The organism is Mesorhizobium sp. M0159 (assembly GCF_040322295.1).
Classification (GTDB): domain Bacteria; phylum Pseudomonadota; class Alphaproteobacteria; order Rhizobiales; family Rhizobiaceae; genus Mesorhizobium.
Map to the genome: position 1 here is coordinate 16,794 of NZ_JAMYTF010000020.1, position 23,230 is coordinate 40,023.

Genomic DNA, 23,230 nt, shown 5'->3' on the forward strand with positions numbered 1-23,230 from the left:
TCCCCTTGTGGGAGAAGGTGGATCGGCGCGCAGCGCCGAGCCGGATGAGGGGTGTTGGACGGAGTGCCGTCATAGCCAAGCTGGAACACCCCTCATCCGACCGAGCTTCGCTCGGCCACCTTCTCCCACAAGGGGAGAAGGTAAGGACCACCCACAGCACAAGCGCCCAAACCCTAGCGCGTCTTGCCGCGCAGGGCAACGATGGCCGCCGCCGTCTCCTCGATCGAACGGCGGCTGACGTCGATCATCGGCCAGCCATGCCGCGTGCATATCTGGCGGGCATAGGTGAGTTCTTCCGCGATCGCGGCACGGTCGACATAGTCGGTCGGCTCATAGGCGCTGGTGCCGAGAATGCGGTTCTGCCGGACTTGCGATATGCGTTCGGCGGTGGCGATCAGGCCGACGATCAGCGGCCTCCTGGCATTGACCAGGGTTTCGGGCACCGGCACGCCGAGCACAATCGGAATGTTGGCGGTCTTGATGCCGCGATTGGCGAGATAGATGCTGGTCGGCGTCTTCGAGGTGCGGGAAATGCCGACAAGCACGATGTCGGCATCGTCCATATTGGCTGGCAGCTGGCCGTCATCATGTTCCATGGTGAAATTGAGCGCGTCGATGCGGCGAAAATATTCAGCGTCCAGCACATGCTGGGCGCCGACGCGGCGGCCGGCCGGCGTGCCGAGATAGGACTGGAACACCGTCAGCACCGGCTCCAGCACCGAGACGCAAGGCAGGCCCATGGCCGCGCAGCGTTCGTCGATACCGCGGGCAAGCTTCTGGTCGACCACCGTGTAGAGGATGATGCCCGGCTCCTCCTCGATGTCCTCGAACACCTTCGTCACCTGCTTTTCGGTGCGGATGAGCGGGTAGATATGTTCGATGGCGCGCGCGTCCTTGTATTGCGCGGAAGCCGCGCGGCCGGCGGCCAGCAGCGTTTCGCCGGTGGCGTCGGAAATCAGATGAAGGTGAAAGAAGCTCTGCGGTTTGTTCACAGGATACATTCCAGGCTGTGGGCCGATGTGGATAAGCCGGGCGGAAAACTCGGCCACCGCAAAGCGACTGTATCAGATGCCGGTTTGTCCACAATTCGATGTGCTGTCGGCTTCTCCGGGCGGTTGGGGACAAGTCCGGGGACGGAGCTTTTTGCCTTCGCTTCATCCACAGGGGCAATTTCCCTGGCGTGGCGGCAACGCATTGACTCCAGTCGTAAATTCGCGGTTTTCCACAAAGTCCTGCAATCCCGCTGGAGAAGCGCGCGACAATATGCTGGCTGGTCTTTTCGAGGGCAAAGCGGGACAGGAGACAACCACCACAACCAACAGACTCTTAGAATCATAAGATTCCTAAAAATAGAATATTTAATTATAGGGAAGCCTGGAAAGGCGAGCGCTCAATGCCTCAAGACCGGATCGTGCTGGACGTGTTGAGAGGCAAAGCGGCGTTTCCGCCGCCGCTCTGGATGATGCGCCAGGCCGGCCGCTATCTGCCGGAATACCGGGAGACGAGGAGACGGGCCGGATCCTTCCTCGATCTTTGCTACGACCCGGATCTCGCCGTCGAAGTGACGCTGCAGCCGATCGAACGCTTCGGCTTCGATGCATCGATCCTGTTTTCCGATATTCTTGTCGTGCCGCATGCGCTCGGCCGCGACGTGCGCTTCGAGGAAGGACGCGGCCCGCTGCTGACGCCGATCACGGCTGCGGAAATTGCGGCTCTCGACGGCGAAACGTTTCACGTGAATCTCGAGCCGGTCTACGAGACGGTGCGGCGGTTGCGCGCCAGACTGCCTGATGAAACGACGCTGATCGGCTTCTGCGGTGCGCCCTGGACGGTGGCGACCTACATGATTGCCGGCTACGGTACGCCCGACCAGGCGCCGGCCAGGCTGTTCGCCTATCGCGAGCCGGCGGCCTTTCTTAGGCTGCTGAAGGTGCTGGCCGATCATTCGGGTGCTTATCTGATCCGCCAGATCGAGGCCGGCGCCGACGTGGTGCAGATCTTCGATTCGTGGTCAGGCGTACTCGACGAAGCGTCTTTCGAGTTGTTCTGCGTCGAGCCGGTGGCCTCGATCGTCCGGCAAGTGAAGGCTGCCCATCCCAATGTTCCGATCATCGGCTTTCCCAAGGGCGCGGGAGATCACTATCGAAGCTATCGCCAGAAGACCGGCGTGACCGGGCTGGGCCTCGACTGGACCGTGCCATTGTCGACGGCGAAGGAATTGCAGCGTGACGGCGCCGTGCAGGGCAATCTCGATCCGCTGCGGCTTGTAGCCGGCGGCAAGGCGCTTGACGACGGCGTGGGGGCGATCTTGAAGGCGCTGGGCGACGGGCCGCTGATCTTCAATCTCGGCCACGGCATCACGCCGGAGACGCCGCTCGCTCATGTCGAGCGGATGGTCAAGCTGGTGCGGAGCGCATCGTGACGATGATGGGCGCGGACAATGCGAACGGCACCAACACCGGTAAGGGCGCGATGCGCCGCGCGGCAATCGCGATCGCCATTTTCCTGGTGCTGGCCGGCCTGCTGTTGCTGTTCGGGCCCGATGATTTCTATCCCTGGGCGAAGGCGATCCATGTGATTGCCGTCATCTCCTGGATGGCTGGCATGCTCTATTTGCCGCGCTTGCTGGTCTATCATGCCGATGCCGAAAAAGGCTCCGTCCAGTCGGAGACTTTCAAGGTGATGGAGCGCCGCCTGCTGCGCGGCATCATCAATCCGGCAATGGTGATCACCTGGGCATTCGGCCTGTGGCTTGCCTGGAAAGGCTTTGGTTTTCAAGGCGGCTGGCTGCATGCCAAGATCGCCGCGGTGGTTGGCCTGTCGGCCGTGCATGGCTATCTCGCCGGCGCCGTCCGGAAATTTGCCGAAGACCGCAATGAAAAATCGGCAAGGCACTGGCGGATCGTCAATGAGATCCCTACATTGCTGATGATCGTCATCGTCGTCCTGGTTATCGTGAAACCGTTCTGACGTCTTCGGTTGCCCGCAAAAGGCGGCTTGCTCTTTCAACCGACCGACGATAAAAGACGGGTCTTCCTTCCCGTCATGCGCCGCCCATTTATCGCTTCGGCCGCGCCCGGCATTTGTCGCATCCCGCCGATATTTTTCCCAAAGCTTACTCAGAGTCCGTCTAATGATGCAAGAAATGAAACTCACAGAGTTCAAGAACAAGAAGCCGCCAGAGCTGATCGCTTATGCGGAATCGCTCGAAGTCGAGAATGCCAGCGTCATGCGCAAGCAGGAGCTGATGTTCGCGATCCTGAAGAGGCTGGCGACCCAGGATATCGAGATCATCGGCGACGGCGTCGTCGAAGTGCTGCAGGACGGCTTTGGCTTCCTGCGCTCCGCCAATGCCAACTATTTGCCAGGTCCCGACGACATCTATATTTCACCGTCGCAGATCCGGCGGTTCTCGCTGAAGACCGGCGATACGGTCGAAGGGCCGATCCGCAGCCCGAAAGAGGGCGAGCGCTATTTCGCGCTGCTCAAGGTCAACACGATCAATTTCGACGACCCGGAAAAAATCCGCCACAAGATCCATTTCGACAATCTGACGCCGCTTTATCCGACCTCGCGGCTGAAGATGGAGATGGAGGTTCCGACCTCCAAGGATATTTCGGCGCGCGTCATCGACCTGGTGGCGCCGCTCGGCAAGGGCCAGCGCGCGTTGATCGTGGCGCAGCCGCGCACCGGCAAGACGGTGCTGCTGCAGAACATCGCCCATTCGATCACCACCAACCATCCGGAATGCTATTTGATCGTGCTTCTGATCGACGAGCGGCCGGAGGAAGTCACCGACATGCAGCGCTCGGTGAAGGGCGAGGTGGTGTCCTCGACCTTCGACGAGCCGGCGGTGCGCCACGTCCAGGTCGCCGAAATGGTCATCGAAAAGGCCAAGCGCCTGGTCGAGCACGGCCGTGACGTGGTCATCCTGCTGGACTCGATCACCCGCCTCGGCCGCGCCTACAACACCGTCGTGCCGTCGTCCGGCAAGGTGCTGACCGGCGGTGTCGACGCCAATGCGCTGCAACGGCCGAAGCGCTTCTTCGGTGCTGCCCGCAATATCGAGGAAGGCGGCTCGCTGACCATCATCGCCACGGCGCTGATCGATACCGGCAGCCGCATGGACGAGGTCATCTTCGAAGAGTTCAAGGGCACCGGCAATTCGGAAATCGTGCTCGACCGCAAGGTGGCGGACAAGCGCATCTACCCGGCCATGGACATCCTCAAATCCGGCACCCGCAAGGAGGACCTGCTGGTCCCACGCCAGGACCTGCAGAAGATCTTCGTGCTGCGCCGCATCCTGGCGCCGATGGGAACGACCGACGCCATCGAGTTCCTTATCGACAAGCTCAAGCAGACCAAGACCAACGCGGATTTCTTCGATTCGATGAATACGTAAGGGGTTGGCCGGCGCCGTCCTTCCCTTCTCCCCTTGTGGGAGAAGGTGGATTGGCGCGCAGCGCCAAGCCGGTTGAGGGGTGCCGGACGGAACTCCGTCGGCGCCAAGCTGGAACACCCCTCATCCGACCGAGCTTCGCTCGGCCACCTTCTCCCACAAGGGGAGAAGGGGGAGCCGCGTTGGACTCATTGCCGGTGCAACAGCCGCTCAAGCTCCTCGGCACTAGTCACCACCGGCAGGCAGACCTGCCCCGTGCAGAGCCAGGCGCCGGGCTCGGCCGTTGGCGGCAGGACGCCGCCTGGCAAGGCCGGCAGATTTGTCGCCGAGCCAACAGGCACGACGATGTCCACCCGGCGCGGGTCTGGATTTCGATTCGCAACCGGAACAAGCCTTGGATTCTCCGGTCTATCCACGATCACCAGCTTCAGCGGTTCAAGCGCCAAGGCACAGGCATTGACTATACCCGCCTGGCCATAGCCCTGGTGCTCCGCCCGCCCGCCCGCGTGCTCTGCGACTGTCCAGGCTGTTTCCCAGAGATCGAGATCGCCCGAAAGCGACGACAATCGGACCAGGGCTTCGATGATCTGGCCGGTAGCGGAAGGATTGGCTTCGTCGACATCGCCGCGGATGCGGATCGGCACATCCGCGCTGTCGGACGCGGTCAGATAATAGCCGGTCTTGTCGCTGTCCCGGTGCCAAAGATCGAGTTGCTCAATGAAGTTCTCGGCGCGATCGATATAGTCGGGATTGCCGGTCGCCTCGAACAGTGAGATGGCGGCGTTGGCCATGGCGGCATAGTCGCTCGACAGAGCCGGAAACAGCTTCTTTGCGCCGAGCATCGAATGCGGCAGGCGGCCGTCACGTCCGGCAGCCGCAATTGCGGCAAAGGCCGCTGCCGGCGCTTCGATCCAGTCGGATCGGCCAAGCGACCGTCCGGCCTCGGCAAGGGCTGCGATCATGAAGCCGTTCCAGTCGGTCAGCGCCTTGCCGTCACGCCCGGGCCGCACGCGCTGTTCCCTCGCTGCCAGCAGCCTTTGCTTGAGCGGAACCAGAAGGTCACGATCGACGACGCTCTGCGCCAGTTGAGCATCAGTCTGGCAAATGATCGGCTTGCCTTCCCAACCATGCGGACCGGCAAGCGTGAAGTATTTGAAAAACAATGCTGAATCGTCGCCAAGGGCTGCTTCGAGCTCATCCCTGCTCCAGGTGTAGAACAACCCCTCCTCGCCCTCGCTATCGGCATCAAGGCTGGCGGCAAAGGCATCGCCCTCGACTCGCATTTCGCGCAACAGCCAGGCAATCGTCTCTTCGATTCGCAGCCGGAACAATTCCTTGCCGGTTGACGCATAGGCCCAATTGCACAAGCGGATGAGCTGGGCATTGTCGTAGAGCATTTTTTCGAAATGCGGGACCAGCCATTCGGCGTCGGTCGAGTAGCGGCTGAGTCCGCCGCCAATATGGTCATAGATGCCGCCGGCCAGCATCTTTTCGAGGCTGAGGAGAACAGCGTCGCGGTGGGATGCGGTGCCGTCGCGCAGCCAGGACAGCCAGAGGCTCTGCATGAACGGCGCGTTGGGGAATTTCGGCGCGCCGCGCAGGCCGCCCAAATCGCGGTCGATCATGCCGTCAATGCCATTGGCGAGGTTCGCCAGCATGCCGCGGTCGAGCACGGCCTTGCCATGGCTGCCCGCCAGCCGCGTCTCGACATGCGTGGTCAGGCCGTCGGCACTCTGGTTAACGCTTTCTTTCTTCTCCCGCCAAGCCTTGTCAACCGCCTCCAGCACCTGGACGAAACCCGGCCGGCCGTAGCGGGCTTCGCGCGGAAAGTAAGTGCCGCCCCAGAACGGCTTGCCCTCCGGCGTCAGGAACATGGTCAGCGGCCAGCCGCCCTGCTCGCCCATCGAGGACAGCGCCGCCATGTAGATCTGGTCGATGTCGGGGCGCTCCTCGCGGTCGACCTTGATATTGACGAAGAGACGGTTCATGACGGCGGCGACGTCGTCGTTCTCGAAGCTCTCATGCGCCATGACATGGCACCAATGGCATGCGGCGTAGCCGACAGAGAGCAGGATCGGACGCTGCAGCACCTTTGCTTCGGCCAGAGCGGCGGGCGACCATGGCCGCCAGTGCACGGGATTGCCGCTGTGCTGCTGCAGATAGGGGCTGGCCTCTTCGGCAAGCAGGTTTTGTGCAGGCAATGTCACGGCACTACTCGATGCGGATTGAACAGGCATAGCTAGGGCGCTTCGGCAGAGCGGGCAAATGATTTCAAAAGACTCCATCGTGGCGCTGTCGAGCGGGCGCCTGCCGGCCGGCATTGCGGTGATCCGGATTTCCGGGCCGCATAGTCGATTCGCTGTCGAAACGATTGCGGGATCGAAGGTGCCAAACCGCGTTGCCACCTATCGCAAGTTCCGGGCGCCCGACGGATCGGTGCTGGACAGCGGCCTTGCCGTCTTCTTTGCCGGTCCCGACAGTTTTACCGGCGAGGACGTTGCAGAGTTCCATGTGCATGGCGGGCGCGCCGTTGTGGCGAGGATGCTGGAAACGATCGCCTCCTTCGACGGTGTCAGGCATGCCGAGCCTGGCGAATTCACCCGCCGCGCCTTTCTCAACGGCAAGCTCGATCTGGTCGAAACCGAGGCGCTGGCCGATCTCATCAACGCCGAAACCGAGGCGCAGCGGCGCTTTGCCGTTCACAACGCCCAAGGTGTGCAGAGCGAGCTCTATCTAGACTGGCGCCGACGGCTGATCCACGCCCGCGCGATGATCGAGGCCGAGATCGACTTTGCCGACGAGGATGACGTGCCGGGCTCGGTCGCCGATACGGTCTGGTCCGATGTCCGGGCCATGATCGACGAAATCGAGCGCCATGTCGCCGGCTTTCGTGCCGCCGAAATCATCCGCGACGGGTTCGAAGTCGTCATCCTTGGCGCGCCGAATGCCGGCAAGTCCAGCCTGTTCAACGCGCTGACGCGGCGCGAAGCGGCCATCGTCACCGACGAGCCGGGCACGACCCGCGACCTGCTCGAGGTGGTACTGGACCTGCAAGGGGTGCGGGTCAGGGTAACCGACACCGCCGGTCTGCGCGAGGCGCCCGGCAAGATAGAGGCGATCGGCATCGAGAAGGCCAGGAGCAAGGCGCACAGTGCCGATCTGCTGTTGCTGCTGGAGGATCTGGCGGAGCCAATCGCGATCGGTGTGCCGGCGGGCGACATTCAGGCGCTGAGGGTTGGAACAAAAATTGACCTGCTGGGGGGCAAATCGCCCTCGCCTGCGGTGCACTATGATTTCGCTATCTCGACGCGGGACGGCACGGGTCTGGCCGAACTGCTGGACGAGATCGGGCGTCGTGCCGCAGTCCAGATCGGCAAGGCCGGCGATATCCTGCCGTCGCGGCTGCGGCACGTCGAGCTGCTCAACGAGACGAAACGCTTCCTGCTCGCAGCAGTGGCCAGTGGTGATCGCGGACAGGAGCTGCGGGCCGAGGAGCTGCGCCTGGCGGCGGACCGGCTCGGACGAATTGTCGGGTCGGTCGATGTAGAGGATATGCTCGACGTTATCTTTTCGCAGTTCTGTATCGGCAAATGACTCACGTGAAACATTGCCAAGTGCCGAGATGCGGGCGTGTCGCTAGCGTGCTCGCATAGTGGCGGGAAGCCGGTGATGATTCACGTGAAACACGTAGCGATGAACGCAGACGGAATTGTTTCACGTGAAACGACTAGTTGGTGTCCTTGACAGTGCAGGCTCACGGGCACATGTGTCGGCAGATTTGAATCGGAATATACAAATGACCAATCACTATGATGTGGTTGTGGTGGGTGGCGGTCATGCTGGTTGCGAGGCAGCCAGTGCCGCTGCGCGGGCTGGCGCCAGGACGGCGCTGGTGACGCTGCGCTTCGACACGATCGGCGTGATGTCCTGCAATCCGGCGATCGGCGGCCTCGGCAAGGGCCATCTGGTTCGCGAGATCGACGCCATGGACGGGCTGATGGGGCGCGTCGCCGATGATGCCGGCATCCAGTTCCGCCTGCTCAACCGCCGCAAGGGGCCAGCGGTGCGTGGTCCGCGAACGCAGGCCGACCGAAAACTCTATCGCCTCGCCATGCAGGCGGCAATCCGCCAGCAGGCTGGCCTCGATGTCATCGAAGGCGAGGTGCTGGATTTCGAAATCAACAACGGGGAAATCGACGACGGACGCATCGCGGCGGTGCTATTGGCGGATGGAAGCCGGCTCGCCTGCGGCGCCGTGGTGCTGACGACCGGCACTTTTCTGCGCGGGCTGATCCATATCGGCGAGAAGAAGATCGTCGCCGGCCGCATGAACGAGCAGGCGAGCGTCGGCCTGTCGGCGACGATGAGCCGCGCCGGCTTCAGGCTCGGGCGGCTGAAGACCGGCACGCCGCCGCGGCTGGACGGCAGGACGATCGATTGGGCGTCACTGGAGAGCCAGGCGGCGGACGAGGACCCCGTGCCGTTCTCGCTGCTGACCGATCGCATCGAAAATCCGCAGATCCATTGCGGCATCACCCGAACGACCAATGCGACGCACGAGCTGATTCGCACCAATCTCGGCCGCTCGGCCATGTATTCGGGGTCGATCGAAGGCGTCGGGCCGCGTTATTGCCCGTCGATCGAAGACAAGATCGTCAAGTTCGGTGACCGCGAAGGCCACCAGATCTTTCTGGAGCCGGAAGGGCTGGACGACGACACGGTGTACCCGAACGGCATTTCGACCTCGCTGCCCGAGGACGTGCAACTCGACATCCTGAAGACCATTCCGGGGCTGGAGCGGGCAACCATGCTGCAGCCGGGCTATGCCATCGAGTATGACCATGTCGATCCACGCGAGCTCAAGCCGACGCTGGAAACCAGGCGGATCGCCGGCCTTTTCCTCGCCGGCCAGATCAACGGTACCACCGGCTACGAGGAGGCCGGCGCGCAAGGGCTGCTTGCCGGCTTGAATGCAGCGCGCAAGGCGTCGGCGAGCGAGGAAATCGTGCTGAGCCGCACCGAAGCCTATATCGGCGTGATGGTCGACGATTTGACCAGCCGCGGCATCGCCGAGCCGTACCGCATGTTCACCTCAAGGGCCGAGTTCCGGCTATCGCTGCGAGCCGACAACGCCGATGAGCGGCTGACGCCACTGGCGATAAGGCTGGGGATTGCCTCGCCGGAGCGGATGCAGCGGTTCAACAATGGTATGCAAGACCTTGAGACGGCGCGACAGCTCGCCCTCGGCACCACCATGACCCCCAATGAGGCAGCGCGCCATGGGCTCGAAGTCAACCGGGACGGCGTCCGTCGCTCGGCCTATGAGTTGCTGGCCTATCCCGGCGTCGACATCGCCTGGTTGGTGCGCATCGAGCCGGCTTTCGCGGCGATCGACAGCAAAACGGCCGAACGTCTTGAAACGGAAGCCAAATATTCTGTCTATCTCGACCGCCAGCAGGCCGATGTGTCGCAGATCAGGCATGAGGAGAGCAGGCTTATTCCCGAGTCGCTCGACTTTGCTTCTGTTCCCGGCCTGTCGAACGAGTTGAAGCAGAAGATGCTGGCACGCCAGCCGCGCTCGATTGCCGATGCGCAACGCATGGAAGGCATGACGCCGGCGGCGCTGGCGATTATTGTCGCCCATGTCCGCAATGCCGAGGCGGCCGCGCGAAAGCAGGTCGCGTGAGCGCTGCGTCCTGGGCAAACCTGCAGGCGGCAGCGGGCCCGGTTTCACGTGAAACATTCGATCGCCTGGTCGAGTTCGAGGCCGTCTTCCAGAAATGGAACCGCCGGATCAATCTGGCCGCGCAATCGACGCAGGACGATGTCTGGCGCCGCCACATCCTCGACAGCGCGCAGCTGGCGCGAATCAAACCAGAGGCGAAGCGCTGGGTCGATCTCGGCTCCGGCGGTGGGTTTCCGGGCCTTGTGCTGGCCTTTTTGCTTGCCGAGCGGGACGGCGCCGGTATCGACCTGGTTGAAAGCAACCGGAAAAAAGCATCGTTCCTGCAAGCGGTCATCGGACAGTTCAGCCTGCCCGCCAAGGTTATCGCGCGCCGCATCGACGACAGCTATCCTCTTGTTCCTGCAGCGCAAATCGTCACAGCCAGGGCACTCGCCTCGCTGCCGGCTTTGCTCAACCTGGCGGCACCGTGGCTGACCAAGGGGTCGCGCGGCCTGTTTCACAAAGGCCGGGATTACCGCGCCGAATTGGCAGAAAGCGCTCAACGATGGTCTTTCGATCTGGTAGAACATGCCAGTGCAACCGACGCGCAGGGCGTCATTCTCGAAGTATCCGACTTGCGACAGCACCCTGGCTTGTGACCGGCGACCCAAATGAATTTCTGGCATAGACCCATGATGAAGAACGGCCCCCGAATCATCACCGTCGCCAACCAGAAGGGCGGCGTCGGCAAGACGACGACGGCCATCAATCTGGCCACCGCGCTGGCGGCCATAGGCGAACAGGTGCTGATCGTCGATCTCGACCCGCAGGGCAATGCCAGCACCGGGCTTGGCATCGACCGGCGCGACCGCAGCGTCTCGTCCTATGATGTGCTGACCGGCGAGCTGGATCTCGAAGCGGCGGCGATCCCGACGGCGGTGCCTGGCCTGTCGATCGTACCGTCGACGCTCGACCTGCTCGGCATCGAGATGGAAATCGCCTCGGCGCCGGATCGGGTGCTGCGGCTGCGCAACGCGCTGCGGGCTTCGGCCGAGCGCTCGGCCAACTTCGGCTATGTGCTGATCGACTGCCCGCCGTCGCTCAACCTGCTGACACTGAATTCGATGGCTGCGGCCGATTCGGTGCTGGTGCCGCTGCAGTGCGAGTTCTTCGCGCTGGAGGGCCTGAGCCAGCTTTTGGAGACGGTCGAGCAGGTGCGCCGCTCGATCAACCCCGACCTGACGATCCAGGGCATCGTGCTGACCATGTTCGACGGGCGCAACAATCTCGCCAACCAGGTGGTGCAGGATGTGCGGGCGCATATGGGCGACAAGGTCTATGAAACCGTCATCCCGCGCAATGTCCGCGTTTCCGAGGCGCCGTCCTACGGCAAACCGGCGATTCTCTACGACCTCAAATGTTCGGGCAGCCAGGCCTATCTGCAGCTTGCTTCGGAAGTCATCCGCCGCGAGCGCAAATTGCGTGCCGCTTAACCGTTGTAAACAATAAACCCGATTCGATACCGAAACGATCTGGACGGACGATGAACGAAGACCCTTCGAGAAAAAGACTGGGCCGGGGACTGGCGGCGCTGATCGGCGAAATCGATCGCCCGGCGGCACCGGAAAAGCCGGGCCTGGCGGCCGACGGCAAGGTGCCGATCGAGTTCCTCAGCCCTAACCCGAAAAACCCGCGCCGGCATTTTGGCGACGCCGACCTGACCGACCTCGCCCAGTCGATCCGCGAACATGGCGTGGTGCAGCCGGTGGTGGCGCGGCCGTCGAAAACCCAAACGGGCCGCTACGAGATCATCGCAGGCGAGCGTCGTTGGCGTGCGGCGCAACGCGCCGGGCTGACCGATATCCCGATCATCGTGCGCGACGTCAACGATCGCACGGCGCTCGAGCTGGCGATCATCGAAAACGTCCAGCGCACCGACCTCAACCCGGTTGAGGAGGCGCTGGGCTACCAGCAACTGATCGACGACCACGGCTATACCCAAGCCGATCTCGGCCAGGTGATCGGCAAGAGCCGCAGCCATGTCGCCAATACGCTGAGGCTGCTGAAGCTGCCCGACGTCATTCGCGACATGCTGGTCGACGGCGCGCTCTCGGCCGGCCACGCCCGTACCCTGGTGACGGCCGACGACCCGGCCGGACTTGCCAAGCGGATCATCGATGAGGGGCTTTCGGTGCGCCAGGCCGAGGCCTTGGCGCAGCTGCCGGTCGGCGCGCCGGCGGCAAAACGCCAGCCCGCCGCACCGCCGCAAAAGGATGCCGACACGCTGGCGCTGGAGCGGCTGATGACCAGCACGATCGGCATGATCGTCACGATCGAGCACAACCAGCGCGGCGGCGTGATCAGCGTCGCCTACCGGACACTGGAGCAGCTCGACGAGCTTTGCCGAAGGCTGAAGCGGGAGTAGGTAGGTTGCTAAAATTAGCCGGCAAATAACGTTTTGCTGCCGCGCGGTGATTGGCGAAATCGTCGAAGTAGTTAATCTCCCCCCTTGAGGGGGAGATGGCCGGCAGGCCAGAAGGGGTCGTCAAATTTCAAGCGCCCACGTCCTCTGTCTTCGCGGAAGGGGCTGGTGTTCTACGCGCTGTGACCCCCTCTGTCGCCTTTGGCGACATCTCCCCCTCAAGGGGGGAGATTAGGTGCGCTGCGCCAGCCTGGCACTCTCCACGGTAATGCCGAGCAGGGCCTGGCGTGCCAGCGCGACCGACAGATCCGGCCGCCGGCGTGTCTGCAGGATCGCCGTCTGCAGGCGGTTGAGGGCGCGGCCGAGCGCTTCGCTGCTCCACCGTTCGAGGGCTTTCTCGACCAGCTTGCGCCGCGAAAAAAAAACCGGCGGGCGCGCCGCGGCTACGACCGAAGCGGCATTGCGGCCGCCGGCGTCCATCTGGCCGCGCATCGCCTGGATCGCCTGCAACTGCCGCATCGCCGATGAAAGTACCAGAAAGGGCTGGCCGCCGGACTGGCAATGGCGGGTGAAGGCGGTATCGAAGTCGGCGATCCTGCCTTCGAGCAGGGCGTCGACCGCCGCATCGAAGGAGAGGCCCGAGACATCGCCAGACGTCGCCTTGACGTCGTCGAGGCCGATTTCGGCCTGGCCATGCGCGTAAAGCACCAGCTTTTCGATCTCGCCGCGCGAGGCCAGCCGGTCGCCGCCGAGATTGCGGCGCAGCGCCTGCCGCGCCTCCAGTGTCATCGACATGCCGGCCTTGCGCAGTTCGTCGTCGATGACCGTATCGATATCCCTGGCCTCATCGGCATAGCAAGGCAATGCCATGGCATTGTCCGCCGCCTCCACCACGGCGCGCAGGCCGACACCCTTCTTCAAGTCGCCGGCCTCGATGAGAATGATCGCGTCCCGCGCGGGCTCCGACGTCAGCGCCTTGACGTCATCGGCAAGCGCCTTCTGAGCGCCGGCATTGCGCACCCATAGCAGGCGCCGCTCCGAAAACATCGGCACGGTGCGGGCCTCGTCGAGCAGGCGGCCCTCGTCGCGATCGACTTCCGATCCGTCCAGCCTGACGACCGAGAACGGATCGTCAAGCGGCAGGCCGGTCTTGCCGGCAAAGGCCTTTGCCCGCTCGGCAACCAGCCCGCGATCGGGACCGTAAAGCAGCACGATCGAGACGCGCGGATCCGGCTTCGCGAGCCATGCATCGACCTCGTATGCTTTCTTTTGTGCCATAGGCGCTGATTAGCATGACGCGGGCGCGGGGTGAACGGCGCCGCCCTCCTTTCCTTCTCCCCCTTGTGGGAGAAGGTGAATTGGCGCGTAGCTCCAAGACGGTTGAGGGGTGCCGGCCGGAGTGCTGTCGATGCCAAGCTGGAACACCCCTCATCCGACCGAGCTTCGCTCGGCCACCTTCTCCCACAAGGGGAGAAGGAGGTGCTCGCGCCGACCAACCCGACGCATTGCCTTATCTGGCGGGAAACCCGGCGCAATCATCTCCCAAATTGCGCGCCGATCCGGAAGATCGACAAGAAATTTCGCCGACATATCTCCATCCTGTCTGCCGCGGGCAGCAGCCAGCGGCAGCGAAGCCTCGCCCGACGAATTGGCACTGGTCTGGCGGTGTGCAAATATCCTAGCCGGGCAACAGTGGAGGACCGAGATCATGGCCGATGCCGGAATGCTGCGCTTCCATGTTCCGGAACCGGAAGTGCGGCCGGGCGGGACGCCGGATTTCTCCAATGTGAGCATTCCAAAAGCTGGCTCGGTGCCGCGCCCGAAGATCGACGTCGACCCGCGCGACATCCGCGATCTGGCGTTCTCGATCATTCGCGTGCTCAACCGCGCCGGCGAGGCTGTCGGGCCGTGGGCCGGCCTGCTTTCCGACGAGGAACTGCTGGAGGGGCTGCGCCATATGATGACGCTGCGCAGCTTCGATGCGCGCATGCAGATGGCGCAGCGCCAGGGCAAGACCTCTTTCTACATGCAGCATCTCGGCGAAGAGGCGGTGAGCTGCGCCTTCCGCAAGGCGCTGTCGCGGGGCGACATGAATTTTCCGACCTATCGGCAGGCAGGCCTGCTCATCGCCGACGGCTACCCGATGGTCACGATGATGAACCAGATCTATTCGAACGAGGCCGATCCGCTGAAAGGGCGGCAATTGCCGATCATGTATTCGTCGAAGGAGCACGGCTTCTTCTCGATCTCCGGCAATCTGGCGACGCAGTACATCCAGGCGGTCGGCTGGGCGATGGCCTCGGCGATCAGCAATGACCAGAAGATCGCCGCCGCCTGGATCGGCGACGGCTCGACTGCCGAGTCCGACTTCCATTCGGCGCTGGTGTTCGCCTCGACCTACAAGGCGCCGGTCGTGCTCAACGTCGTCAACAACCAGTGGGCGATCTCGACCTTCCAGGGCATCGCCCGCGGCGGTTCCGGCACGTTTGCCGCCCGTGGGCTCGGCTTCGGTATTCCGTCGCTGCGCGTCGACGGCAACGACTATCTCGCCGTCCATGCGGTGGCCAAATGGGCGGCGGAACGGGCGCGCAGCAATCTCGGGCCGACGCTGGTCGAATACGTCACTTACCGCGTCGGCGCCCATTCGAGCTCCGACGACCCGTCGGCCTACCGGCCGAAGGCCGAGTCCGATGCCTGGCCGCTCGGCGACCCGATCGTCAGGCTGAAGAACCATCTCATCCAGCGCGGCGTCTGGTCGGACGAACGCCACGCCCAGGCCGAGGCCGAAATCCTCGACACGGTGATTTCGGCGCAGCGGGAGGCCGAGCGCCATGGCACGCTGCATGCCGGCGGCAAGCCCTCGGCGCGCGACATGTTCGAGGGCGTCTATGCCGAGATGCCGCCGCATCTCAGGCGCCAGCGCCAACACGCAGGGGTCTGACCATGCCGCGGCGGACCATGATCGAGGCGATCCGCGACGCCATGGACGTGTCGATGGCGCGCGACGAGCGCGTCATCGTGTTCGGCGAGGATGTCGGCTTCTTCGGCGGCGTCTTCCGCTGCACCCAGGGCCTGCAGGCGAAATACGGCAAGAGCCGCTGCTTCGATGCGCCGATCAGCGAATCCGGCATTGTCGGCGCGGCTATCGGCATGGCCGCCTACGGGCTGAAGCCTTGCGTCGAGGTGCAGTTTGCCGACTATGTTTATCCGGCCTACGATCAGATCGTCTCGGAAGCGGCGCGGCTGCGCTACCGGTCGAACGGTGATTTCACCTGCCCGATCGTGGTCAGGATGCCGACCGGCGGCGGCATTTTTGGTGGCCAGACCCACAGCCAGAGCCCGGAGGCGCTGTTCACCCACGTCTCCGGCCTGAAAGTCGTGGTGCCCTCGAACCCGCATGACGCCAAGGGCCTTTTGATCGCGTCGATAGAGGATCCGGACCCGGTGATCTTCCTGGAACCGAAGCGGCTTTATAATGGCCCTTTCGACGGTCATCACGAGCGGCCGGTAACGCCATGGTCGAAACATGAGCTCGGCGAAGTCGCCGACGGCCATTACACGGTGCCGCTCGGCAAGGCGGTGATCCGACGGCCGGGTGCGGCAGTCACCGTGCTTGCCTATGGCACGATGGTCTATGTCGCCCAGGCGGCAGCCGAGGAGACCGGCATCGATGCCGAGATCATAGATCTGAGGACACTGCTGCCGCTCGATCTCGAGACGATCGTCGCCTCGGTCAACAAGACGGGGCGCTGCGTCATCGTGCACGAGGCGACGCTGACATCGGGGTTCGGCGCCGAACTTTCGGCGCTGGTTCAGGAGAGCTGCTTCTACCATCTGGAAGCGCCGGTGGCGCGGGTCACCGGCTGGGACACGCCCTATCCGCATGCGCAGGAGTGGGACTATTTTCCTGGTCCTGCCCGGCTAGGCCGCGCGCTCGTCGAAACGGTGGAAGCCTGAAGGGGGAACGATGGGCGAATATGTCATCAAGCTGCCCGATGTCGGCGAAGGCGTAGCCGAGGCCGAGCTCGTCGAATGGCAGGTCAAGGTCGGCGATCTCGTGCGCGAGGATGCCGTGCTGGCCGCTGTCATGACCGACAAGGCGACGGTCGAAATTCCTTCGCCCGTCGATGGCGAAATCGTCTGGTTGGGCGCCGAGATCGGCGACACGGTGGCGATCGGCTCGCCGATTGTCAGGTTGAAGGTGGCGGGCGAGGGCAATGTCAGGGATGCTGCGTCGCAGGCCACTGAGGCGGGCGCCAAGAATACCCCCACCGAGCGCAGTACCCCCACCCCTAACCCCTCCCCACAAGGGGGAGGGGGACGTGCCGCAACCTCCAAGGCCGAACCCGAGACCGCTCCACGATCATCTGAAAAAACACCAACGCATAAGGGACTAAGTGCGGCGGGTGGCGAATCCCCCTCTCCCTTGTGGGGAGGGGTTAGGGGTGGGGGTACTGCCGCCGGTGGGGGTACTGCGCGGACCTCCGGCGCGCCGCGTCCGGAGGGCGAAAAGCCACTGGCCTCACCGGCCGTCCGCTTGAGGGCGAAAGAGGCCGGCATCGACCTTCGGCAGGTCCCGGGAACCGGCCCGGCCGGCCGCATCCAGCATGAGGACATCGAGGCTTTCCTGGCGCGCGGACCTCTGCTCGCCAAGGTTTCCGGCCTTGCCCGCAACGAGGCGGTCGAGGACATCAAGATAGTCGGGCTCAGGCGAAAGATCGCCGAGAAGATGACGCTGGCCAAGTCGCGCATCCCGCATATCACCTATGTCGAGGAGATCGACGTCACCGCGCTCGAGGATTTGCGCGCCGCGCTCAACAAGGAGAAGCGGCCGGGCGGGAACAGGCCGAAGCTGACGCTGCTGCCGTTCTTGATGCGGGCGATGGTCAAGGCAATCGCCGACCAGCCCAATGTCAACGCACTGTTCGACGACGAAGCCGGCATCGTCCACCAGCATGGCGGCGTCCATATCGGCATCGCCGCGCAGACGGCTTCCGGGCTGATGGTGCCCGTGGTCAAGCACGCCGAGGCGCGCGACATCTGGGACTGTGCAGCCGAGGTTGTCAGGCTGGCCGAGGCAGCAAAATCCGGCACGGCGACGCGCGACGAACTCTCGGGATCGACCATCACCATCACTTCGCTGGGCGCCATGGGCGGCGTGGCGACGACGCCGGTGATCAATCATCCGGAAGTGGCGATCGTCGGCGTCAACAAGATGATGGTGCGGCCGGTATGGGACGGTACCCAGTTCATCCCGCGCAAGATGATGAACCTGTCCTCCAGCTTCGACCACCGCGTCATCGACGGCTGGGACGCGGCGGTGTTCATCCAGCGGATAAAGACGCTGCTGGAAACGCCGGCGCTGATTTTTGTGGATTGATGAGATGAACAGAGGATCGCAGGGGCGCGAGATGAGAGCAGTAGCGATCCTTCGCGCCCCCCTCTGCCCTACCGGGCATCTCCCCCTCAAGGGGGGAGATCGGCCGTCATCCCGCCTTTCGCCAATCTCCAGCTTTGCAGGACTAAGCCGAACGCGAAAGCTGCCAATCTCCCCCCTTGAGGGGGAGATGTCCGGCAGGACAGAGGGGGGTGCTGCCCCGCCGGCTCGTCGAACTAAGGTGCAATGATGAAGGAAATCTCCTGCAAGCTGCTGGTCATCGGCGCCGGTCCGGGCGGCTATGTCTGTGCCATCCGCGCCGGGCAGCTTGGCATCGACACAGTGATCGTCGAGGCAGGCAAACCGGGCGGCACTTGCCTCAATGTCGGCTGCATCCCGTCAAAGGCGCTGATCCATGCAGCCGAAGAGTTCGAAAAGCTCTCGCACATGGCCGGCGGCAAAAGTCCACTCGGCATAACGGTCGCGGCACCGTCGCTTGATCTCGCGGCGACCATTGCCTGGAAAGACGGCATCGTTAGCCGGCTGAACAACGGCGTCGCCGGCCTGCTGAAGAAAGCTGGCGTGAAGACGGTGCATGGCTGGGCGACATTTCGCGACGGCAAGACCGTTGCCGTCGAGACCGAGATCGGCATGCAGGTGATCCGAGCCGAAACTGTGGTGATAGCGACCGGCTCGGCGCCGGTAGATCTGCCATCGCTGCCGTTCGGCGGGCCGGTCATTTCGTCGACCGAGGCGCTGGCGCTGAGCGAAGTTCCGGAGAGGCTGGCGGTGGTCGGCGGCGGCTATATCGGGCTGGAACTCGGCATCGCCTTTGCCAAGCTGGGCGCCAAGGTGACCGTAGTCGAGGCGTTGCCGCGCGTGCTGGCGCAATATGATGCGGAACTGACCCGGCCGGTGGTGAAGCGGCTGGCCGAACTCGGCATCGAGGTGCTCGTGAACGCCAAGGCCAAGGGGCTGTCCACTAAGCGCGACGCGCTGCTGGTCGAGACGAATGGCAAGAACGGCAAGATTGCCGGCGACATGGTGCTGGTCACGGTCGGTCGCAAGCCGGTGACCGAAGGCTGGGGGTTGGAGCAGATCGACCTCGACATGGCCGGATCCTTCATCCGCATCGACGACCAGTGCCGCAGCTCGATGCGTGGTATCTTTGCCATTGGCGACGTCACCGGCGAGCCGATGCTGGCGCACCGGGCCATGGCGCAAGGCGAAATGGTCGCCGAGATCGTCGCCGGCCACAAGCGCAGCTGGGACAGACGAGCGATCCCGGCTGTCTGTTTCACCGATCCGGAGCTGGTCACCGCAGGCCTGTCGCCGGAGGAGGCCAAGACCCGTGGCGAGATCAAGGTCGGACTGTTTCCCTTCATCGCCAATGGCCGGGCGATGACGAAGTTGGGCGAGGACGGATTCGTCCGGGTAGTGGCGCGGGCGGACAACCATCTGGTGCTTGGCATTCAAGCCGTCGGCCAGGGCGTGTCGGAGCTGTCCACTGCGTTTGGGCTGGCGCTGGAGATGGGTGCGACGCTGGAGGATATCGCCGGGACGATCCATGCCCATCCGACACAGGGCGAGGGTTTTCCGGAAGCGGCGCTGAAGGCGCTGGGGCGGGCGGTGCATGTCTGAGGGCTCGCGCTCTCCCCCCTTGAGGGGGAGATGGCCGGCAGGCCAGAGGGGGTCGGTTCGACTGGATGCGACCTCCCTTGCGACAGATGGAGGTTGGCGCTCTACGCGAGGCGACCCCCTCTGTCGCCTTCGGCGACATCTCCCCCTCGAGGGGGGAGATTACGCAGCTCACCCTGCAAGCCGGCTAACCATTTCGTGCTGCGCATAGGCGCGGCCGAAGCGGTTGGCTAGGAAGGCGTCGAGGGCGATGTCCTCCTGCTTGATGAAGCCCCTGGCCGGCAAGCTGCCGTCGGCCAGCATGTCGAGCACCGCGCAGATGGCGGAGGCGGTGGTGATCTGGATGGCGCTGCGCACCGTTTCGCCGACGCGCTTGGCGTAGATCTTGTTGGCGTAGGTCTCTTGCAGCAGGCGGCCGTTCTTGCGGCCGCTGACGGTGACGAAGACGATGACCACGTCCTGCAGCGTCGCCGGCAGGGCGCTTTCGAAAATGTCCTTCAGCACGTCGCGGCGGTGGCGCAGGCCGAGGTCGTTGAGCAGCGCCTTCATGATCGCGGCATGGCCGGGATAGCGGATGGTGCGGTAGTTCAGCGTCCGCACTCTGCCTTTCAGCGTTTCGGCCAGCGTGCCCAGCCCGCCCGAGGTGTTGAACGCCTCGTAGGTGACGCCGTCGAGCGAGAATTCTTCACGCTCCTCCAGCGGCGGCACTTCGACAAGCTCGCCTTCGACGATCGCCTCGCACGGCTCGCAATATTCGTTGATGACGCCGTCGGTGCTCCAGGTCAGATTGTAGTTCAGCGCATTCGACGGGTATTGCGGCAGCGCGCCGACCCGCATGCGCACGCTTTCCAGCGTGTCGAAGCGGCTGGCGAGATCGTTGGCAACGATCGAGATGAAGCCCGGCGCCAGCCCGCATTGCGGAATGAAGGCGCTGTTGCCGGAACGCGCCAGTTCCTTGACGCGCCTGGTGCTGACGACGTCCTCGGTCAGATCGAGATAATGCACGCCGGCACTGGCCGCCGCCTCGGCGATGCGCGTGGTCAGATGGAAGGGCGCGGCGCTGAGCACCGCGAACTTGCCGGCCAAGGCGGCTTCGAGCGTGCCGGCGGCTTCGATATCGAGTTCCAGCGTCTCGACCGTTTCAGACAGTTCGGCCGCGCCGAGCTGCGCCGCCGAGCGGTCGATGAGCGTGACATGGTAGTCGCCCGTGGAAGCCAGCATCTCGGCAATGGTCGAGCCGATCTTGCCGGCGCCGACGACGATGATTTCCTTCATGACCGGTCCCTCGCACCAATGCTAAATTCACGGTTAGAATCGCAGCTTGCCTGTCGAAAGGAAGCGTGAGATTGTACGAAACGCAGCCTCTCTTTGGGCAATGTGCCGGTAAGGTTCGTCGAAATGCTCAGCGATGCCGACCAGGCTCTGCTTTCCCTGCTGCGCACCAATGCGCGCGCCTCGACCGCCGAACTGGCGCGGCGGCTCGGCGTCTCACGAACAACGGTGCAAAGCCGGATCGAGCGGCTGGAACAGCGCGGCATCATCGCCGGCTACGGGGTCAGGCTGTTGCCGGATTACGAGCAGGGGCTGGTCAGGGCGCATGTCCTGCTCACCGTCACCCCCAAGCTTGCCGACAAGGTGGTGCGCAGCCTGCAGGCGCTGGCACCGGTTCGCACGCTGCACTCGGTCAGCGGCAATTTCGATATGATCGTCATCGTCGAGGCGCCGTCGATCAGGGATCTCGACACGCTTCTCGACCAGATCGGCGCCATGGACGGAGTCGAGCGCACGTCGTCGTCGATCATCCTGTCGACGCGGATCGACCGCTGAGCCGGCTGGTGTCGCGGGTCCAGACGCTGGCGCGAAGGATCACCGAGCGCAGTGATCGTTCTGGCGCTCTCGCGGCAAAGCGATATAGGCTTCGAAAATGTTGGATGAGACTCGCAGAGAGGCCGCGTCCTCTCGCGCCAAGCTGACAAGTCGCGCGGTCACGCAACGATTTCCAGAGGAGGCCTCCTTGCCCAAGCAGTGTTTTGGAAAATCCCATGTGCCGTTGTCGCCGGCGGTCAGGGCCGGCGATTTCGTCTATGTCTCAGGCCAGGTGCCGGTCGGCACAGACGGGCTGGTGGTCAAGGGCGGCATCGCCGAACAGACCGAGCAGGTGCTGTCGAACGTCAAGGCGGCACTGGCGCTGGCCGGCTGTACCCTGGACGACGTAGTCAAGACGACGGTCTGGCTCGAAGACGCCCGCGATTTCGGCATCTTCAACACCGTCTATGCCAGGCATTTCCCGAAAGACCCGCCGGCGCGCACGACAGTTGAGTCGCGGCTGATGATCGACATCAAGATCGAGGTCGAGGCCGTTGCCTACAGGCCGGCCTGACGGGAAAGTGGAGACAGGCGCGATGCAATTCGATCTCCTGATAAAAGGCGGCCGCCTCATCGATCCGGCCTCCGGCCTCGACGCGCAGCGCGATCTGGCGATTGCCGACGGCCGTATCGCCGCGATCGACACCGAAATCCCTTTCGAACGTGCCGCCCGCGTCATCGATGCCACGGGCTCGATCGTCGCGCCGGGCCTGATCGACCTGCACAGCCATGTCTATTGGGGCGGCACGTCGCTCGGCGTCGATGCCGACCGGCTCGCCGCAAAGAGCGGCACCACCACCTTCATCGATGCCGGAAGCGCCGGCGCCGGCAATTTCCTCGGCTTTCGCCGCCACGTCATCGAGCGCTCGAAAGTCCGCATCCTGGCCTATGTCAACATTTCCTTTGCCGGCATATTCGGCTTCTCGCAGACCGTGGCGGTCGGCGAGTGCAGCGACCTCCGGCTCTGCGAACCGCGCGAGACGGTAGCGGCGGCTCGCGAGCACGCGGACGTGGTTGTCGGCGTCAAGGTCCGCTCGGGTCGCCATGCCGGCGGCACCAGCGGCATCGCGCCGGTCGATCTCGCGCTCGAAGCCGCCGACAAAGCCGGCCTGCCGCTGATGGCGCACATAGACGAGCCGCCGCCGGGCCGCTCGGAAGTGCTGCCGCGGCTGCGCAAGGGCGACATCCTCACCCACTGCTTCCGGCCGTTTCCCAACGCGCCGGTCTTCGCCTCGGGGGCGGTGCGGCCAGATATGCGGCTGGCGCGCGAGCGCGGCGTCATCTTCGACATCGGCCACGGCATGGGCTCGTTCGATTTCGAAGTGGCGAAAGCGATGCTCAGCGAGGGGCTGGCGCCGGACGTGATCAGCAGCGACGTGCATCTCTACTGCGTCGACGGGCCGGCCTTCGACATCCTGGTCTGCATGTCGAAGCTGCTGGCGCTCGGCATGCCGCTGGTCGAGGTGCTGCGCGCCGCGACACAGCGGCCGGCGGAAGCGATCGCCAGGCCCGATCTCGGCAGGTTGGCGGTGGGTGCGGTCGGCGACATCGCGGTGCTGCGGCTGCGTCCGGGCCGCTTCACCTTTGTCGATTCGGTCGGCGCCTCGCTGGTCGCCGAGCAAAGGCTGGTCTCGGACGGAATCGTGGTCGGCGGCAGCTGGTGGCCGAACGAGGCGGTGGACGATCTCGGCGAGACCGAACGCTTCGAAGCGCATGCGCACGACACGCATGTCGACATGGTGAGCCGGCATTTCGGGCGTGGGTGATCTCCCCCCTTGAGGGGAGATGTCGCCGAAGGCGACAGAGGGGGTCGGTTCGACCGGGCTCGTCTTCCTGCAACGGATGGAGGTTGGCGCTCGACGT

General features: G+C 64.0%; 19 protein-coding genes. 15 read left to right on the forward strand and 4 right to left on the reverse strand.

All coding sequences use genetic code 11. The features are described 5' to 3' along the window. Positions 1 to 173 precede the first annotated feature (173 nt). Positions 174 to 992, reverse strand: a complete 819-nt coding sequence (locus NKJ32_RS19485) for a pyruvate, water dikinase regulatory protein (protein ID WP_352724853.1) — start codon at positions 990 to 992, stop codon at positions 174 to 176. Positions 993 to 1,393: 401 nt separating this feature from the next. On the opposite strand from NKJ32_RS19485, the gene hemE reads away from it, so the two are divergent. The 3 genes from hemE (at position 1,394) to rho (ending at position 4,402) form a co-directional block, all read left to right on the forward strand. Next, positions 1,394 to 2,422: a uroporphyrinogen decarboxylase gene (hemE, locus tag NKJ32_RS19490; protein WP_352828545.1), complete on the forward strand. Its 1,029-nt coding sequence runs from the start codon at positions 1,394 to 1,396 to the stop codon at positions 2,420 to 2,422. 2 nt (positions 2,423 to 2,424) lie between these two features. Continuing rightward, complete coding sequence (gene hemJ, locus NKJ32_RS19495) at positions 2,425 to 2,970, forward strand: protoporphyrinogen oxidase HemJ (protein WP_031211566.1); 546 nt, start codon at positions 2,425 to 2,427, stop codon at positions 2,968 to 2,970. A 166-nt stretch (positions 2,971 to 3,136) separates the two neighbouring features. Continuing rightward, positions 3,137 to 4,402, forward strand: a complete 1,266-nt coding sequence (gene rho, locus NKJ32_RS19500; RefSeq protein ID WP_023675925.1) for a transcription termination factor Rho — start codon at positions 3,137 to 3,139, stop codon at positions 4,400 to 4,402. A gap of 185 nt (positions 4,403 to 4,587) precedes the next feature. Here the strand turns inward: rho and NKJ32_RS19505 are convergent, their stop codons facing one another. Beyond that, positions 4,588 to 6,606, reverse strand: a complete 2,019-nt coding sequence (locus NKJ32_RS19505; RefSeq protein ID WP_352828548.1) for a thioredoxin domain-containing protein — start codon at positions 6,604 to 6,606, stop codon at positions 4,588 to 4,590. A gap of 58 nt (positions 6,607 to 6,664) precedes the next feature. Here NKJ32_RS19505 and mnmE point away from each other — a divergent pair, with 58 nt between their 5' ends. From mnmE to NKJ32_RS19530, 5 genes are all read left to right on the forward strand, one after another. Continuing rightward, the gene (gene mnmE / locus NKJ32_RS19510; protein WP_352755882.1) at positions 6,665 to 7,993 is read left to right on the forward strand and encodes a tRNA uridine-5-carboxymethylaminomethyl(34) synthesis GTPase MnmE; all 1,329 of its coding nucleotides are present in this window, start codon (positions 6,665 to 6,667) and stop codon (positions 7,991 to 7,993) included. 202 nt (positions 7,994 to 8,195) lie between these two features. Beyond that, on the forward strand, positions 8,196 to 10,085 hold the full coding sequence (mnmG, locus tag NKJ32_RS19515; protein WP_352755880.1) for a tRNA uridine-5-carboxymethylaminomethyl(34) synthesis enzyme MnmG: 1,890 nt from the start codon (positions 8,196 to 8,198) through the stop codon (positions 10,083 to 10,085). After that, positions 10,082 to 10,723: a 16S rRNA (guanine(527)-N(7))-methyltransferase RsmG gene (gene rsmG / locus NKJ32_RS19520; RefSeq protein WP_352755878.1), complete on the forward strand. Its 642-nt coding sequence runs from the start codon at positions 10,082 to 10,084 to the stop codon at positions 10,721 to 10,723. Before mnmG ends, rsmG begins: the two co-directional genes overlap by 4 nt. Positions 10,724 to 10,756: 33 nt before the next feature. Then, positions 10,757 to 11,557, forward strand: coding sequence for a ParA family protein (locus tag NKJ32_RS19525; protein ID WP_352636492.1), 801 nt, complete (start codon positions 10,757 to 10,759; stop codon positions 11,555 to 11,557). 50 nt (positions 11,558 to 11,607) lie between these two features. Then, entirely contained in the window at positions 11,608 to 12,489 is an 882-nt protein-coding gene (locus NKJ32_RS19530; protein WP_352570097.1) for a ParB/RepB/Spo0J family partition protein, read from the forward strand. Positions 12,490 to 12,717: 228 nt separating this feature from the next. On the opposite strand, the gene holA is transcribed toward NKJ32_RS19530, so the two are convergent. Further along, positions 12,718 to 13,764, reverse strand: a complete 1,047-nt coding sequence (holA, locus tag NKJ32_RS19535) for a DNA polymerase III subunit delta (protein ID WP_023675932.1) — start codon at positions 13,762 to 13,764, stop codon at positions 12,718 to 12,720. A 430-nt stretch (positions 13,765 to 14,194) separates the two neighbouring features. Here holA and NKJ32_RS19540 point away from each other — a divergent pair, with 430 nt between their 5' ends. From NKJ32_RS19540 to lpdA, 4 genes are all read left to right on the forward strand, one after another. Next, positions 14,195 to 15,427 carry a 3-methyl-2-oxobutanoate dehydrogenase (2-methylpropanoyl-transferring) subunit alpha gene (locus NKJ32_RS19540; protein WP_023675934.1) on the forward strand — a complete coding sequence of 411 codons (1,233 nt, stop codon included), beginning with the start codon at positions 14,195 to 14,197 and terminating at the stop codon, positions 15,425 to 15,427. Positions 15,428 to 15,429: 2 nt separating this feature from the next. Further along, complete coding sequence (locus tag NKJ32_RS19545; protein ID WP_023675935.1) at positions 15,430 to 16,443, forward strand: alpha-ketoacid dehydrogenase subunit beta; 1,014 nt, start codon at positions 15,430 to 15,432, stop codon at positions 16,441 to 16,443. A gap of 10 nt (positions 16,444 to 16,453) precedes the next feature. After that, complete coding sequence (locus tag NKJ32_RS19550) at positions 16,454 to 17,866, forward strand: dihydrolipoamide acetyltransferase family protein (protein ID WP_023675936.1); 1,413 nt, start codon at positions 16,454 to 16,456, stop codon at positions 17,864 to 17,866. A gap of 246 nt (positions 17,867 to 18,112) precedes the next feature. Beyond that, positions 18,113 to 19,504 (forward strand): dihydrolipoyl dehydrogenase, encoded by a 1,392-nt coding sequence (lpdA, locus tag NKJ32_RS19555; RefSeq protein ID WP_352828579.1) that lies wholly within the window; start codon positions 18,113 to 18,115, stop codon positions 19,502 to 19,504. A 168-nt stretch (positions 19,505 to 19,672) separates the two neighbouring features. Here the strand turns inward: lpdA and NKJ32_RS19560 are convergent, their stop codons facing one another. Then, positions 19,673 to 20,776: a saccharopine dehydrogenase family protein gene (locus NKJ32_RS19560; protein WP_023675938.1), complete on the reverse strand. Its 1,104-nt coding sequence runs from the start codon at positions 20,774 to 20,776 to the stop codon at positions 19,673 to 19,675. A 123-nt stretch (positions 20,777 to 20,899) separates the two neighbouring features. On the opposite strand from NKJ32_RS19560, the gene NKJ32_RS19565 reads away from it, so the two are divergent. The 3 genes from NKJ32_RS19565 (at position 20,900) to NKJ32_RS19575 (ending at position 23,133) form a co-directional block, all read left to right on the forward strand. After that, the gene (locus tag NKJ32_RS19565; RefSeq protein WP_023675939.1) at positions 20,900 to 21,328 is read left to right on the forward strand and encodes an Lrp/AsnC family transcriptional regulator; all 429 of its coding nucleotides are present in this window, start codon (positions 20,900 to 20,902) and stop codon (positions 21,326 to 21,328) included. 187 nt (positions 21,329 to 21,515) lie between these two features. Beyond that, positions 21,516 to 21,881: a RidA family protein gene (locus tag NKJ32_RS19570; RefSeq protein WP_023675940.1), complete on the forward strand. Its 366-nt coding sequence runs from the start codon at positions 21,516 to 21,518 to the stop codon at positions 21,879 to 21,881. A gap of 22 nt (positions 21,882 to 21,903) precedes the next feature. After that, positions 21,904 to 23,133, forward strand: a complete 1,230-nt coding sequence (locus NKJ32_RS19575; protein ID WP_352755876.1) for an amidohydrolase/deacetylase family metallohydrolase — start codon at positions 21,904 to 21,906, stop codon at positions 23,131 to 23,133. The last annotated feature ends 97 nt before the right edge of the window (positions 23,134 to 23,230 follow it).

What these genes read in the sequence shown, in the direction of transcription:
- hemE (WP_352828545.1), top strand. Translation starts at nt 1,394, where the DNA reads ATGCCTCAAGACCGGATCGTGCTGGACGTGTTGAGAGGCAAAGCGGCG.
- hemJ (WP_031211566.1), top strand. Translation starts at nt 2,425, where the DNA reads ATGATGGGCGCGGACAATGCGAACGGCACCAACACCGGTAAGGGCGCG.
- rho (WP_023675925.1), top strand. Translation starts at nt 3,137, where the DNA reads ATGCAAGAAATGAAACTCACAGAGTTCAAGAACAAGAAGCCGCCAGAG.
- mnmE (WP_352755882.1), top strand. Translation starts at nt 6,665, where the DNA reads ATGATTTCAAAAGACTCCATCGTGGCGCTGTCGAGCGGGCGCCTGCCG.
- mnmG (WP_352755880.1), top strand. Translation starts at nt 8,196, where the DNA reads ATGACCAATCACTATGATGTGGTTGTGGTGGGTGGCGGTCATGCTGGT.
- NKJ32_RS19525 (WP_352636492.1), top strand. Translation starts at nt 10,757, where the DNA reads ATGATGAAGAACGGCCCCCGAATCATCACCGTCGCCAACCAGAAGGGC.
- NKJ32_RS19530 (WP_352570097.1), top strand. Translation starts at nt 11,608, where the DNA reads ATGAACGAAGACCCTTCGAGAAAAAGACTGGGCCGGGGACTGGCGGCG.
- holA (WP_023675932.1), bottom strand. Translation starts at nt 13,764, where the DNA reads ATGGCACAAAAGAAAGCATACGAGGTCGATGCATGGCTCGCGAAGCCG.
- NKJ32_RS19540 (WP_023675934.1), top strand. Translation starts at nt 14,195, where the DNA reads ATGGCCGATGCCGGAATGCTGCGCTTCCATGTTCCGGAACCGGAAGTG.
- NKJ32_RS19545 (WP_023675935.1), top strand. Translation starts at nt 15,430, where the DNA reads ATGCCGCGGCGGACCATGATCGAGGCGATCCGCGACGCCATGGACGTG.
- NKJ32_RS19550 (WP_023675936.1), top strand. Translation starts at nt 16,454, where the DNA reads ATGGGCGAATATGTCATCAAGCTGCCCGATGTCGGCGAAGGCGTAGCC.
- lpdA (WP_352828579.1), top strand. Translation starts at nt 18,113, where the DNA reads ATGAAGGAAATCTCCTGCAAGCTGCTGGTCATCGGCGCCGGTCCGGGC.
- NKJ32_RS19560 (WP_023675938.1), bottom strand. Translation starts at nt 20,776, where the DNA reads ATGAAGGAAATCATCGTCGTCGGCGCCGGCAAGATCGGCTCGACCATT.
- NKJ32_RS19565 (WP_023675939.1), top strand. Translation starts at nt 20,900, where the DNA reads ATGCTCAGCGATGCCGACCAGGCTCTGCTTTCCCTGCTGCGCACCAAT.
- NKJ32_RS19575 (WP_352755876.1), top strand. Translation starts at nt 21,904, where the DNA reads ATGCAATTCGATCTCCTGATAAAAGGCGGCCGCCTCATCGATCCGGCC.